The sequence below is a fragment of the Desulfurobacterium sp. TC5-1 genome, from assembly GCF_000421485.1.
GTDB lineage: Bacteria > Aquificota > Aquificia > Desulfurobacteriales > Desulfurobacteriaceae > Desulfurobacterium_A.
Genome location: NZ_ATXC01000002.1, coordinates 22,851 through 37,520, shown reverse-complemented (window position 1 = coordinate 37,520; position 14,670 = coordinate 22,851). Strand labels below are relative to the sequence as shown.

The following is a 14,670-nucleotide window of genomic DNA, read 5'->3' as shown; positions in this document are numbered from 1 at the left end:
TAAGTTGACAAAAAAATTCTGGTTCGTCTGAAAGGTTTGGGTAAGGGGGGCTTGCGGATGAAATAGTTTACCAATACCCTAAAATTGATCCGTTAAGGAGAATGCATAAAAAGATGCCCGCAGTGATGAATGCAATATCAGCTGCTTTTATATGTCCCATCTTTTCAACGAACCAACCTCTTATGCCGTACATGCCGTGATAAACCATGGCCGTTACAAAGAGACAAAATGCGTACGGACATGATGGATATAAAGCATATACGAAGGTAAATGGTGTGTGCATAACAAGAAGGTGGACAAGGACAAAAATAGGGATGGTAATGGCTGTTATTAAGTGGAGTGAATAGAAAAACTTTTCAGCTCTCATTGGAGCCTCCGTAAAAAATCTGCACCACGGAGGTAAATATATTTATTGTTTTCTAAAAGTGCAAGTTTTATCAAAATCTTAAAAGGGGCGAAATGCCCCTTTTTATTATCCAAAACGGCCTGTGATGTAGTCTTCAGTAAGTTTTTCGTGTGGTTTAACGAATATCTGATCCGTTCTATTGAATTCAATAAGTTCTCCCATGTACATAAATGCCGTGTAATCAGAAACCCTTGCAGCCTGCTGCATGTTGTGGGTTACAATTAGGATGGTTAATTTTCCTCTTAAGGAGGTAATAAGCTCTTCTATTTTCATCGTGGAGATTGGGTCAAGTGCCGATGTTGGTTCGTCAAAGAGGAGGACTTCCGGTTCAACGGCTATTGCTCTTGCTATGCATAATCTCTGCTGCTGACCACCAGAAAGTCCAGATGCAGGTTGGTTCAATCTATCCTTTACCTCTTCCCACAAAGCAGCGTCCTTCAACGCCTTTTCCACCCTATCGGCAAGTTCAGTTTTATTTTTTATTCCTTTCAACTTCAGGCCGTAGGCTACGTTATCAAATATGCTCATTGGAAATGCGGTGGGTTTTTGAAAAACCATACCGATGCGACTTCTCAACCTGATAAGATCTATGTTCTTGTCTAAGATGTTTGTTCCATCGAAGATAATTTCACCCTCGTATCTGTTTCCGGGATAAAGGTCATGCATTCTGTTAAAGCACCGCAGCAGTGTTGTTTTACCGCATCCGGAAGGTCCGATGAGGGCTGTAACTTTTAATTCCGGCACTTTAAAAGAGATGTTTTTAAGTGCGTGTTTGTCACCGTAGTAGAAGTTAAGGTTCTTTACCTCAATCTTTGCCGGTTCGGTTATCTCAGCTATATAACTCAAAACACCCTCCGATTACTATTTTTTAAATTTCCACTTGGCTATGGCACGACCTATGAGATTAAGAGCAAGAACGCCAAATGTGAGTATTATGGCTGCTGCCCAGGCAAGTTTCTGCCAGTATTCGTAAGGACTCATGGCGTAATCGTACATCGTTACTGTAAGTGACGCCATGGGCTGAAAAACGTTGTATGTCAAAAAGTTGTTGTTAAAGGATGTAAAGAGAAGTGGAGCCGTTTCACCACCAATTCTTGCAACGGCAAGTATCACGCCCGTTATGATACCTGTTATGGCACCTTTATAAACAACGGAGGTAATTACTTTGGATTTTGTTGCGCCAAGGGCATATGCTGCCTCTCTGAGTTCTCTTGGAACCATGTTTAACATATCATCAGTTGTTCTAACTATTATGGGAAGCATCATAATTGCAAGGGCAACAGAACCGGAAATACCCATAAAATGTCCAAAAGGTTCAACTAAAATTGCATAAACAAACGTACCTATTACGATTGAAGGAACGCTCATGAGGATGTCAGAAATGTCCCTTACTATATTTGCAAGTCTGCTGTTTTTTCCGTATTCGGAAAGGAAAGTTCCGGCTAAGATACCTATGGGAACACCGATTATTACTGCTATGGACACGATTAAAATTTGACCTATTATTGCGTGCTTTAAGCCTCCTGTATTGTCTCCCGGGGCAGGAGGATTTCCGACGAATACCTGCCATGATAAGGTAGCCCCGCCTTTATATACAAGGGTCCCTAATATCCATACAAGCCAAAGAATGCCGAACAATGCCGCTAATGTTGAGAGTATAAGAACAATGTTGTTAACGATTTTTCTCTTTTTAAAGGCGTCCACTATCTACCTCTCTCAACTTTCTTGAGGAAGAGAAACTTTCCTATGGCTATTACGATGAAGCTCATAACAAAAAGTATGAGTGCGAGGAAGAAGAGGCTGGATAGATATATTTTTGTATCTGCTTCAGCAAATTCATTTGCAAGAGTAACTGTTATTGATGTTGCAGGTTGAAGTATTGATTGGGGAATTACCGGCTGGTTTCCCATAACAAAGGTTACTGCCATCGTTTCACCCATGGCTCTGCCTAAGGATAGAATAATACCGCCTATAACACCTAACTTTGCGTAAGGTAGAACGACATCTTTCATAACGTCCCACTTTGTTGCGCCTAATGCGTAGGCAGATTCTTTAAGAATAGGCGGGACCATGTTGAAGGAATCTCTTGCTATTGCTGCGGTAAAAGGTAGAATCATGACGGCAAGGACTAAAGAAGCAGTAAGCAGGCCTATCCCGGGAGTAAATCCGGAGAACCATTCACCGATAACGGGCAATTTCCCGAGAGTTGCATGTATAATCGGCTGAAGGCGGTCCCTTACAAAAGGTGCAAAGTAGAAAAGTCCCCACATACCGTAGATGATACTTGGAATGGCTGCTAAAAGTTCTATTGCTATGCCGATGGGTGATTTAAGCCTGTCTGGTGCTATTTCTGTTAAAAAGATGGCAATTCCAATTGCTACGGGGACTGAAAGAACAATAGAAATAATAGTGCTGACAATTGTTCCGTAGATTGCCGGTAGTCCGCCAAACTCATCCATTGGCGGATTCCAATCGGGAGACTTTATAAAGTTAATAATTCCAAATTTGTGGATAGCAGGAGCTGCCTCTTTATAGAGAGTGACACCTATGGCAAAAAGAGATACTACAATAATAACCGTTGATAAGAATGCGAGGGTTTGGAATAGCCTGTCACCTATATAAAGTCTATTTTTCCCTTCCATATGTCCTCTCTAAGACAACAAACTTTTTCGTATGGATAGTATATCAAGTCGTTCTATAAAATTCTATGCATTGAATGTTAAGAAAGGATAGGTTTGATTAATATGCTTTTGTTCACAGCCAAAACTGTGTGCATTTTGAAAACCTGCTGACATAAAGGTCTGGATAAGGCTTGTATAAGGCGGGGATGCCCGCCTTAAAGAATATTTACTTTATTATTCCGCTTGCTATTCCCCATCTGTGGGCGTACATTCTTCCGTAAGGTCTTGCGCTTACGGGAACGATTTTTGTAAAAGGTTCTGACATTATCTCTTCAACACTTAAATTGAACGCTTTAGCAAAGCCTTTAAGTTCTGTTTCAAGTATCTCCCTATCTTTGTCGTCTATTTCGAAAATTTTCACCTCTTTACCAAGATACCTTTTAGGTACTTCACCTCTAACGTATATGACTCCACCGTGCATTCCTGTAGCGCAGTAGTCACCTACGATATCTTCACCGCTTTTTCTGTTGAGTCCTAAAAGTATGAGTTTTCCACCTGCCATGTATTCACCGAAGAAATTGCCAGCTTTTCCGCCTATGATAAATGTTGGGACGAACTCTTTGTATCCTTTCATGTGTATGCCAACTCTATAGCCTACGTCTCCTTCTATATAGACTTTTCCGCCTCTCATTCCATATCCGCAAACGTCACCAGCATGGCCTCTTACGATGATTTCTCCTTTCATCATTGTGTTGCCGACGCAGTCCTGGGCATTTCCGAAAACTTCAATCTTCGGGTTGTAAAGGAATATTCCAAGGTCATTTCCAGCGGTTCCGTGAATCTCTATTTTTACAGGTTCTTTTATTCCCGTTCCTATGTACCTCTGTCCGTAAACTTCTCTGAGTATTATCTTTTCAGCACCGTTTTTAACTAACTCTTTTATCTTTGCGTTAACGATTCTGTAGTGGGCTGTCCCGCACTTTATCTCATAGGTTGTTTCGTTAAGCTGTTTAACTTCCATTTTCCTACCTCTTATAAGATGTTATCCCGGGTGGCAGATGCCGTCTTTACAGTAATTCATAAGTGCGATAACCGGTTCCCCGGCTCTTGGCATCCACACCTTTTCTGGATTTTTGCAGATAACCTTTATAGCTGACTCTTCGCTTGCCATATATACGGTGTCACCATTAATTGCCGCAACGAAAGGACGAAGTTTTATCCTGTCGTTGAATCCTATGAGACCGTCTTTGTAGGCAAAGAGCATTGCGAATGGTCCATTTAGCATTGCGGAAGAGTAGATTTCTCTTATCTTCTTAGCCATTTCTGCAACTTTATTAAGCTTTTTCTCTTTCAGGTATTCAATGTCTTTCCAGAAAGGTGCAGCAATTGCCATTAGAGTTGCCTTTATTGGGAGTTTGTGTTTTCTAAAGAGAAGGTCAAAGATGTAGGCTGCAACTTCTGTATCGGTGAGCAGTGTACACTTGTAACCGTACATTTCAACATACCTTTTGTTCGTTCCGTAAGAGGTTATCTCTCCGTTGTGGACTATTGACCAATCAAGTAGCGTAAATGGATGGGCACCTCCCCACCAACCTGGAGTGTTTGTCGGAAAGCGGGTATGAGCTATCCATATGTATCCTTCATACTGATCTATCTCAAAGAATTCACCAATTTCATCCGGTTCGCCTACACCTTTGAAAGCCCCCATATTTTTACCGCTGGAAATTACGTAGGCACCTTTTACATTTTCGTTGATGGTCATCACCGCTCTTACAACCATGTCTTCTTCTGTTTCAAGGGGAAGCTTCACATCTTCCCTTGGTGTTACAAAGTATCTGTAAAATACAGGGGGCGTTGTCTTTTTGTAGAGGGATGGGACGCTCTTTGTAGGTATCATTTCGCTTTTGACGATGTGGAAGAATCTATTTAAAACAGCCGTAATTTCGGTTGCTATGTCCATGCTGTCCATCATAACGTGGAATGCGTAGTATTCGGCCATATCCGGATAGATACCGTATGCGGCGTAGCCGGCACCCATACCGTTTCCACGTTCCTTCATGGATGTTATAGAGTCAAAGATGTCTTTTCCAGAGACTCTTTTTCCGTCTCTGTTAATAAAACCTGCGAGACCGCAGCCAGACATTTCAGAGTAACTCATCATTCTTCGGGCCTCCAGTCGTTATAGCCTGTTTTATCCTGCTGGATTCTTGCCTCTCTCCAGCTCTTTGGAAGGTGAACAAGACCAAAGTCTATATCAACCAGCTTTTCTTTAAACGTTGATACGTCAAGTTTCTGTCTGATAATACCTGTGAGAATACCGACGCGGTCAATTTCTCCTATGGCAACAAAGCCTACAAGGCGGTTATCTTTAATTATAGCTTTTCGGTAGTATCCCCTCTTTTCGAACCTATCGTTTACGAGGACTTCGTATGTTGAGTCCGGTGGTTCCACGATGCCTGCGTTGAGGACCGGAACCTCTTCAAGGAATTTTAATGAGTTGAGAGGCAGTCCGCCCAGATATTTCATCTTCTTTCCAGCCATATTAAGTCCAGCAACAAGTCCCTGTTCAAAGGCAAGGGGAAAGAGGGGAAGATTTTTCTTTGTACCGTCTGTAATGTCTATGTTTTCTACACAGTCTCCAGCAGCATATATATCCGGGATGGATGTTTCCATGAACAGATTTGTGTCAATGCCGCGGTTTACTTTTATTCCTGCTGTTTGGGCAAGTTCTGTGTTCGGTCTAACACCTATTGCAACGATTACCATTTCAGCATTAATAATTTTTCCGGATTTAAGTTTTACGCTTTCTACTTTTTCGTTTCCAAGGATTTCCTCTACAGTATCTTCAAAGAAGAAGTTTATGCCGATATCTCTCATTATTTTCTCTACGATTTCAGAGCCCCTGTTGTCAAGTGCTTTTCCAAGTACCTTGTTGAGAAGTTCCACAACGTAAACGTTTATTCCTTTCTTTCTCAGGAAGTAGGCAACTTCAAGACCTATAAAACCGGAGCCAATTACAACAACGTCTTTGATGCCGTTTTTTGTTATGTACTCTTTTGCGGCCTTTGCTTTTGATAACTCTGTAAATGTGAAGACGCCTTCTTTTTCGCTGCCTTTGATTGGAGGTACAAACGGTTTTGCACCTGTAGAGATTAAAAGTTTGTTGTAGTTTTCAGCTATTCCGGTGTCAAGAACGACTTCTTTCTTCTCTGGATCAATCTTTATTGCCTTTGTTCCAAGTAACACTCTTACGTTTTTCTGTTCAAAGAACTTTTTACCTTTGTAGATAAGTTTCTCTTCAGGAAGGTCAACGAGAATATCGGCTATCATTGGCTTTGAGTAGCAACCTTCCTTTTCGTAGGTGATAACGGTTATTTCGCCTTCTTTATCGACTTTTCTAATGCCGTTTATACAGCCTACTGCTGCAGCACTGTTGCCTACTATTACATATTTCATTTTCACCTCTCCCTGTCGTAAACGAGCGCTCTGTTTGGACATGCTTCAACACATGCGGGGAAATCTCTCCCTTCACAGAGGTCACACTTGAAAGAGTGTCTTTTATTAAGATGTGGATGAACTGCACCGAAAGGACACACTAAAACGCAGCTCCAGCATCCAACGCACACATCTTCGTCAAGGTGAACAACACCGTTTTTATCCTGCCAGATAGCACCTGATATGCAGGCGTCAAGGCAAAACGGGTGTTTACAGTGTCTACACATCACAGATAGGGAAACAGGACCTTCCACCTCAACGGTTGGTCTCGGCAAAAGATCTTCAAGTTTATAGGCCTTAATGGGATCTTTTGATTCACTGTGAACCATAGTGCAGGCAACCTCGCAGTACCTGCAGGAGATACAGTTTTCCTCTATGGGATAAACCTTGTAAAGGTTTCTTCTCTTTTTCTTCTGCTGTTTCTGCTCCATGGTCTCTCCCCTTACATTCCAGCGGGCAGAACGCCCAGGATTTTATTTTCCTGCTCTGTCAGGCCGACGCTTCTAAGGCGAAGTCGGTTGCCTTTTATACTTTCAATTGCGTTAATTCCCATGGCACCCAACATCTCTTTGATGTCATGTTTCCACGCTCTTAAAAGGTTTGACAGGTTTTCAGCAACTATATCCGGGTTGAGCCTCTTTGCAAGCTTCGGGTCGTTTGTTGTAATACCCCATGCACATCTACCGGTGTGACACTGCTGGCACTGTGTACATCCGGCTGCAAGAAGAGCCACAGTACCTATGTAGACAGCGTCTGCACCGAGGGCTATCGCTTTAAGTACGTCGATAGGATTTCTGAATCCACCGGCTGCTATTAGTGATACGTTGTTTCTTAATCCCTCTTTTCTCAATCTCTCATCAACTGCTGCAATTGCAAGTTCTATTGGGATACCAACGTAGTCTCTCAGGGATTTTGGTGTTGCACCTGTTCCGCCCCGGAAGCCATCTATCGCTATAATATCGGCACCTGCGTGGGCAATACCGGTTGCAATTGCAGCAACGTTGTGAACGGCTGCGATTTTTACAGATACGGGTTTTTCGTAGTTTGTCGCCTCTTTGAGTGCGTAAATTAACTGTCTTAAGTCTTCAATAGAGTATATGTCATGATGAGGTGCCGGAGAGATAGCATCCGCACCAACTGGAATCATCCTTGTTTCTGCAATTCCTTCGTTTACCTTTTCACCTGGCAGGTGTCCGCCGATTCCCGGCTTTGCACCCTGTCCAATTTTAATCTCTATTGCCGCTGAAGTTTCAAGATAATCTATGTCAACTCCAAATCTTCCTGACGCTACCTGAACGATTGTGCAATCTTTATACTTTCTAAGGCTTTTGTGAAGTCCACCTTCACCTGTGTTCCAATATGTTCCGTTTTCCTCTGCTGCTATTGCCATTGCTTTTTGAAGGTTGAGGTTGATAGAACCGTAGGACATTGCAGAGAATAGAACGGGTATTTCAAGTTCAAGTTGTTTTCCAATAGTTGTTTTTATGGATACTTCATCTTCTTCAAATTCTAACCTGTCAGGTTTCCTTCCTAAGAAGGTCTTTAGTTCCATCGGTTCTCTTAACGGGTCAATTGATGGGTTTGTTACCTGACATGCATCGAGGAGAAGGTGGTCAAAATAGTTTCTGTAAGGTTTGTCGTTTCCTGTGGATGTGAGAATAACGGCGCCTGTGAGCATCTGGACGTGAATGTCTCTAATTGCTTCAGGTGTCCAGTTAGCATCTGGATGGAATGTTGAAGGGTTTGGGACGACCTTTATGGCATCTGTTGGGCAGAATGCTTCACATCTTTTGCAGTTAACACAGTTTTCGTTACGGTTCATAATCCTGTCGTAATCTTCATCATAGTAAGTTGCGTCAAATGTGCACTGGTCAACGCAGGACTTACATTTGACACATCTGTCAGGATCCCTTAAAACCATGAAGGGATAGAATGCCACCTGTGGTTTTTTAAAAAGCATCTTTAACCTCCGAAAAACGGTAGAAGGAGATAACAAGCAAAAGGTGGAAGGTATTATAGCAAAAATTTACAGTTAAGCTGGGGTTTTATTTAGAGCTGTCTTCAGGATGGTGTTATTCTTTGTACATGGAGACGATTCCTCTTAATTCGTGATAAAGCTCTTTTGCACGTTTTTGAGACTCTTCAACCTGCATACTTATGTTGCTGAGATTTTTTCTTAAGACGTTTACAACTCTCTTGTCCAGCTTTTTCTTTTTAGAAAGCTCATCTATTATTGATATTGCCCTTTCTGGAGGTAATCCTTTCTTGTAAGGCCTGTCTTCTCGCAGAGCTGTGAAGATATCTGCAACAGCCATTATTCTTGAACCGAGAGAAAGTTCTTTTGCCGTTAACCTGAAAGGGTATCCTTCTCCGTCCAGAGTTTCGTGGTGGTAAGAAGCCCACTCTATTATATCGTTGTCCACGTTAAGTCTGGATATTATTTTATAACTGTAAAATACGTGAGATTTCATTATGTTAAACTCTTCCTCTGTTAGCTTGCCCTGTTTTTCCAGAATGGAAAGGGGTATGGCCACTTTTCCTATATCGTGAAGCAGTCCTGCTATTTTTATTTTTTTCAGGTCGGGAGATGTAAATTTGAAAAAACTTGCAAGTGAAGCAGCTGTTTGAGCTACGCCGGAAGAGTGGGTTGCTGTAAAAGGACTTTTAAAGTCTATCAGGTATGCTAACATCTGTGAGAGGTCGTAAAACGCTTCAGAAGGTAATTTATTATCAAAACTTTTTAAGAGGCGTTCGAGACTTTCTTTGAGGCAGTTTTCATTTAATATTTCGTACCAAAACGCTTCCTGATGGGATACTTTCTGGAGGAATATATCTACCAGCTTTGGACTGAATATTTTCCCTTCTTGCCTTTTCAAGAATTTTTCCAATTTTGGTAAAACTCTTGAAATGTTTGAGTATGGCTGTTCCGTATCTGCGTTGTTTATTATGAAAATATCTATTCTGTCGGCCAGATTGACTATTGCAGCACTAAAAGGTATGTCTTTATTCTCAATAGCTTCCTGATATGAATAGTGATGGTACTTGACAATTTTAGCTATTTTTGAAAAATAGGGAAATTTTCTCAGGAGCTCGTACCCTACTTCCGCATGAAGATGAACTTTTCTTGTTTCTTTAGCAGAAGGATTTTTGAGAAGAGCAACATCTTCTCTTATGTGGACGAGCAGAAGACCTATGTCGTGTAGTAATCCTGCAACTAACAGGTTGTACAAGAACTCATTGGAAAAACTGATTTCTTTACCTATTAGATAAGATATAAAAGCAACTCTGTAGTTGTGGTTATTTATCGCCGGGTCAGAGAGGCCGTTCATTGAGGATATGGCAAGCAGAAATTTTGATATATCAATGGTTTGCCCGAGCGCCATCATTTTAAGCCCCCCTATTTTTAATTATATTGCATTATACATCTTTTTAGCGATAAAAAAAGATAGAAAGCAACTACTGGATTTAGCTATAAAGCACAGGTTATTTGAACTGTTTTACCTTAAAGGCTGATACTTTCCAAGTATTAAGTATAGATGTTTTTCCATTTCAGAGGCCTTTTCTTTATCAAGGATTATAATTTCTTCTGAATCGCTCATCGGGATTAGGAAAACTGTACCTTCTTTCATGAAATATCTTCTTATTTCTTTTTTTCCTTCTTTTGATATCAGAACTTTTTCACCATTTTTAAGAGACTTCAGGGGCACTTTGGCCACTAATAGTATGTCACCGGCTTTCACTACGTTGCATAAGTCCTCTTTAATTTCTATCCATAAAGCCTGATATGGAATATTCCCTTCTGGGTAGTGTGGAAATTCAATTTTCTCAATTTTTCTGTTATTGATTTTATATTCTATGTTTTGTTCTTCCTTAAAAAAATATTCTGGGGAAGTGCCAAGAATTTTGGCCAGTCTTATAACATATTCGGCTTTTGGCTCCCTCAATCCTGATTCCCACCTTGCATAACTTACCGGATGTACTCCCAGTATTTCTGCCAGCTCTTCTTGAGTTAGATTTTTTTTCTTCCTTAGTTTTCTCAGTTTTGAAGGATCAAACTTTTCCATAAAGCCTTCCCTGTATTTCGCTTATTGATGTTTCACTTTCTTTCTAAACAATTTCTGCTGCTTATTGAAAATTGTTATCATTAATGGCCTTTTGTTTTCGCTGTTTCAATGTGTAACGTAAATTTAGAAAAATTTTTCGGAAAAGCCAATAACCGTGAGGCTGGATAGGAAAGCCGATAGGTTATAGTTGGAAAGTTACATTCTATCGCTTGAGGTTTTAAAAATTTAATCGGGACTTATGTTTACAGGAAGTGGCGCGCCCGGCAGGGATCGAACCTGCGACCTCGAGATTAGGAATCTCGCGCTCTATCCTACTGAGCTACGGGCGCAGCACTAAGGAAATATAGCTTTTTTTGTTCTAAATTCAACCTACCACAGCGGTGTTCTACATATAATTTCACTTCTCTGAGGTCCTGTGGATACAAGTGATACGGGGATTCCTATGAATTCTTCTATAAATTTAATGAATTCTTTTGCGTTTTCCGGAAGTTTATTAAACTCTTTTACATGTGTAGTCTCTGTATGCCAACCCGGTAGTGTTTCATATACTGGTTTTACAGATTCAAGTTCTTCTACTGTTGATGGGAAACTATCAACGGTTTTTCCATTTAGCCTGTATCCGGTACATACTTTTATCTCTTCAAATGCATCAAGAACGTCAAGTTTTGTGATTACAAGGGAATCAAGATCATTGACTGTTGTAGAGTATTTCACAGCAACAAGGTCTAACCAGCCGCACCTTCTTGGCCTTCCCGTTGTTGAGCCGTATTCGTGTCCCCTTGCCCTTAAAAGCTCTCCTAACTGGCAGCCAAGTTCTGTCGGGAAGGGTCCGCTTCCCACTCTTGTCGTGTAAGCTTTTGCAATTCCCGCTACCTTCTGAATCTTCTTGGGGCTTATGCCTGTTCCGGAAGCTATACCTAAAGCCGAAGAGTTTGAAGATGTAACAAACGGGTATGTTCCTGCATCTATATCAAGTAGTGTTGCTTGTGCACCTTCAAAAAGAACGTTTTTTCCTTCATCAATGGCTCTATTTAAAAAGGATATTGTGTCGGCCACAAAAGGTTCAAGCTTTTCAAAGGCACGCATGGTTGATGTGTATATTTCATCAGCGTTTAAGTCGGGTTCGTAGCCGTAAACATACTTGAGGATTATGCTCTTTTCTTTAATATTTTCTACAAGCCTTTTCTTAAAGGTTTCCGGGTTCTTAAGGTCTGCAACCCTTATACCCATTCTTCCGGCCTTGTCCCTGTATGCAGGCCCAATACCTTTTAGTGTTGTTCCTATTGAGCCGTCGCCTTTTTTAGCTTCCGAGGCAGCATCAAGTTGTTTATGATATGGAAGTATTATGTGTGCTCTTTCAGACAGGAGAATTCTTCCTTCTACAGATTTACCTACTCTTTTTATGAACTCTATTTCGTTTATGAGAGCTTCAAGATCTATTACCATTCCGTTCCCTAAGACACATACTTTGTTATCGTGGAGAATTCCGGAGGGTAAAAGGTGAAGGACGTACTTGTTGCCGTTTATTACGACGGTGTGTCCGGCGTTATTACCGCCCTGAAATCTTGCTATGATATCTGCCCTGTCTGAAAGGATATCTACAATCTTGCCCTTTCCTTCGTCGCCCCACTGGGTTCCTACTATTCCAAGAGTTGCCATTAATGTTCCTCCAGGCTTTCTATTATCTTCTCTACAGTTTCTTCAATCGTTTTGCCTTCCTTAACTACCTTTCTAAACTTCCGTCCCGTTATGATTACCCTGTTGCTTTCATCCTGCGGATTGAGGACTATAGCATATTTGAATCCTTTGTTGAAGGCCACATCTATTGAGGCTTCCACAGGTCTTTTAACGATGTCCCTTGCAACCTTATATCCCTTTTTCCTGAGCAGTTTTGCAACTTCATAGGCCTTTTTCAGTTCTTTCCTCATGTCTATTATATAAATATCACAGGGAAGTTGGAGGTTAAGCGTTTCTTTCCTTTTTAAGAGTTGATATATGCGATCTATTCTGATTGCCGCTCCTGTTGCTGGAAGATTTCTCCCAAAACTTTTAACGAGACTGTCGTATCTTCCGCCGTTTCCAAGAGATATACCTGAAAGGGGGTGAAATATTTCGAATGTTATGCCACTGTGGTACTTCATACCCCTTCTTTCTGAAAGGTCAAAGATTATGTTGCCTTCGAACCCGTAGGTTTTTAGTATTTCGAACATCTCTTTTAATGTTGATACGGCTATTTTTGCCCTTTCATTGCTGAAGATATCAAGAGCTGTGTCGAGTATCTCAGCTTTTCCGTAGAGTTCCAGAAGTTTTTCCACCTTTTTTCTTCTTTCTTCTTCAAAGTTGTTTTCATCCATGAATATTTCTATACCTGAAAGGTCTTTATGGGAAAGGAGTTTGATGAATCTCATCTTGTCATCGTTTTCAATTTTAATCTCTTCCAGAACTCCATCTATAAATTCAACGTGTCCTATGTCAATCTGAAATGATTTGAGGCCCAGATTTCTGAGTATGTCAACGATAATGCTTACAACTTCGGCATCAGCTTCTATGTCATTTACACCGATAAGTTCAAAACCGAATTGAGGAAATTCTCTGTTTCCCTTAGTATCTCTAAAGATGTTTCCTTTATAGTAGAACCTGAAAGGTGGTTCTTCGTTTTTGAAGGATGCTGCTACGATTCTTGCAATTTGTGGTGTAAAGTCCGGGCGGACAGATATCAGCTTTCCGGTCTGTTTATCAACAAGTTTGAAGGCAAGTTCTTCAAACTGCTCATCTATCTTTTTAAATGTTGCAAGGTACTCTATTGTGGGTGGAACAACGGGAAGGTAGCCCCACTGCTGTGCAACGTCTTCCATTTTCTTAAAAATGTGGCCTATTTCAAGGGCTTCTTTAGGCAGATGTGTTTTAAATCCTCTTGGAATCTCAGTTTCTCTCATTTTTCATCCTTATTTAAAGGTTTTAAAATCCTAAATATTTAACTATCTCTTTTTCATCAGCAGGCAATGTAACCGGTTTTACGCCCATTGACATAGCCGTATCGGGATCTTTAAGACCGTGTCCAGTTAATGTGCAGACAATAACGTCGCCTTTTGAAAAGAGTTTTTTCTCTCTGTTGGCTTTGATTACGCCTGCTATTGATGCTGCAGAGGCTGGTTCGCAGAAGATTCCTTCCGTTCTTGCAACCAATCTGTACGCTTCAAGAATCTCTTCGTCAGTTACCATATCTATGAGACCGCCAGATTCTTCTGCTGCATTTACAGCTCCTTCCCAACTGGCCGGATTTCCTATACGAATAGCTGTTGCTATTGTTTCGGGATTTTTAACAGGATGTCCAAGAACGATTGGTGCTGCACCTGCTGCCTGCCAGCCGCACATTTTAGGTTTGGATAGAACTTTTCCAGCTTCGTAATACTCCTTGTAGCCCATCCAATAAGCTGTTATGTTGCCTGCGTTTCCGACGGGAATAAAATGAAAATCCGGTGCTCTTCCAAGCTGTTCGCATATTTCAAAAGCTGCCGTTTTTTGTCCCTGTAATCTGTAGGGATTTATTGAATTGACAATTGTTATGGGATAGTTTTTTCCTATGTCTCTAACTATATCAAGAGCTTCGTCAAAATTTCCTTTTATCTGAATTACTTCTGCACCGTACATTACTGCCTGTGAAAGTTTTCCGAGGGCTATTTTCCCCTCGGGTATTAAAACTACCGCTTTTATTCCTGCTTTTGCAGCATACGCTGCAGCTGCAGCAGAGGTGTTACCGGTAGAGGCACATATTACGGCTTTCGCGCCGTCTTCCATCGCTTTTGAGACGGCCATGGTCATTCCTCTGTCTTTAAAAGAGCCGGTAGGATTCAAACCTTCATATTTAAGGTATATTTTAATGTCAGGATTAATTGCGGCAGCTAAGTTGTCAGCTTCTATAAGCGGTGTGTTTCCTTCTCTTAGTGTTATAACCGGCGTTTTTTCTGTTACAGGTAAAAATTCTCTGAATTCTTCTATTACTCCTCTCCATAGTTTCATCTAACTTTACCTCCATTTTCAAGCCCGTTTCAGCTCCAGAAGTGAATTATATAAAAACTCTATA

The 14,670-nt window shown here is 41.0% G+C and carries 14 protein-coding genes and 1 tRNA gene; all 15 read right to left on the bottom strand.

The window, feature by feature from the left end; all coding sequences use genetic code 11:
- Positions 1–67 precede the first annotated feature (67 nt).
- The 15 genes from H153_RS0107790 to thrC all read right to left on the bottom strand — a co-directional run bounded on the left by H153_RS0107790 (position 68) and on the right by thrC (position 14,606).
- Complete coding sequence (locus H153_RS0107790; RefSeq protein ID WP_022847564.1) at positions 68–367, bottom strand: hypothetical protein; 300 nt, start codon at positions 365–367, stop codon at positions 68–70.
- A gap of 105 nt (positions 368–472) precedes the next feature.
- The gene (gene pstB / locus H153_RS0107780; RefSeq protein WP_022847562.1) at positions 473–1,252 is read right to left on the bottom strand and encodes a phosphate ABC transporter ATP-binding protein PstB; all 780 of its coding nucleotides are present in this window, start codon (positions 1,250–1,252) and stop codon (positions 473–475) included.
- Positions 1,253–1,267: 15 nt separating this feature from the next.
- Positions 1,268–2,110: a phosphate ABC transporter permease PstA gene (gene pstA, locus H153_RS0107775; protein ID WP_022847561.1), complete on the bottom strand. Its 843-nt coding sequence runs from the start codon at positions 2,108–2,110 to the stop codon at positions 1,268–1,270.
- Positions 2,110–3,048, bottom strand: a complete 939-nt coding sequence (gene pstC, locus H153_RS0107770) for a phosphate ABC transporter permease subunit PstC (protein ID WP_022847560.1) — start codon at positions 3,046–3,048, stop codon at positions 2,110–2,112. Before pstC ends, pstA begins: the two co-directional genes overlap by 1 nt.
- A gap of 205 nt (positions 3,049–3,253) precedes the next feature.
- Entirely contained in the window at positions 3,254–4,048 is a 795-nt protein-coding gene (locus H153_RS0107765; RefSeq protein ID WP_022847559.1) for a hypothetical protein, read from the bottom strand.
- Positions 4,049–4,069: 21 nt separating this feature from the next.
- Complete coding sequence (locus tag H153_RS0107760; RefSeq protein ID WP_022847558.1) at positions 4,070–5,188, bottom strand: glutamine amidotransferase family protein; 1,119 nt, start codon at positions 5,186–5,188, stop codon at positions 4,070–4,072.
- Positions 5,185–6,483, bottom strand: coding sequence for an FAD-dependent oxidoreductase (locus H153_RS0107755; protein WP_022847557.1), 1,299 nt, complete (start codon positions 6,481–6,483; stop codon positions 5,185–5,187). Before H153_RS0107755 ends, H153_RS0107760 begins: the two co-directional genes overlap by 4 nt.
- A gap of 2 nt (positions 6,484–6,485) precedes the next feature.
- A complete protein-coding gene (locus H153_RS0107750; RefSeq protein ID WP_022847556.1) occupies positions 6,486–6,953 on the bottom strand; it encodes a 4Fe-4S dicluster domain-containing protein in 468 nt (155 codons plus the stop codon).
- A gap of 11 nt (positions 6,954–6,964) precedes the next feature.
- Complete coding sequence (locus tag H153_RS0107745; protein WP_022847555.1) at positions 6,965–8,482, bottom strand: glutamate synthase-related protein; 1,518 nt, start codon at positions 8,480–8,482, stop codon at positions 6,965–6,967.
- A gap of 112 nt (positions 8,483–8,594) precedes the next feature.
- A complete protein-coding gene (locus H153_RS0107740; RefSeq protein ID WP_022847554.1) occupies positions 8,595–9,908 on the bottom strand; it encodes an HD-GYP domain-containing protein in 1,314 nt (437 codons plus the stop codon).
- 111 nt (positions 9,909–10,019) lie between these two features.
- Positions 10,020–10,586: a helix-turn-helix domain-containing protein gene (locus tag H153_RS09995; RefSeq protein ID WP_022847553.1), complete on the bottom strand. Its 567-nt coding sequence runs from the start codon at positions 10,584–10,586 to the stop codon at positions 10,020–10,022.
- A gap of 252 nt (positions 10,587–10,838) precedes the next feature.
- Positions 10,839–10,915, bottom strand: a tRNA-Arg gene (locus H153_RS0107730).
- Positions 10,916–10,955: 40 nt separating this feature from the next.
- Complete coding sequence (locus H153_RS0107725; RefSeq protein WP_022847552.1) at positions 10,956–12,245, bottom strand: adenylosuccinate synthase; 1,290 nt, start codon at positions 12,243–12,245, stop codon at positions 10,956–10,958.
- Positions 12,245–13,522, bottom strand: coding sequence for an ATP phosphoribosyltransferase regulatory subunit (hisZ, locus tag H153_RS0107720; protein ID WP_022847551.1), 1,278 nt, complete (start codon positions 13,520–13,522; stop codon positions 12,245–12,247). The genes H153_RS0107725 and hisZ overlap by 1 nt, the downstream gene beginning before the upstream one ends.
- Positions 13,523–13,544: 22 nt before the next feature.
- Positions 13,545–14,606, bottom strand: coding sequence for a threonine synthase (thrC, locus tag H153_RS0107715; RefSeq protein ID WP_022847550.1), 1,062 nt, complete (start codon positions 14,604–14,606; stop codon positions 13,545–13,547).
- Positions 14,607–14,670: the final 64 nt, after the last annotated feature.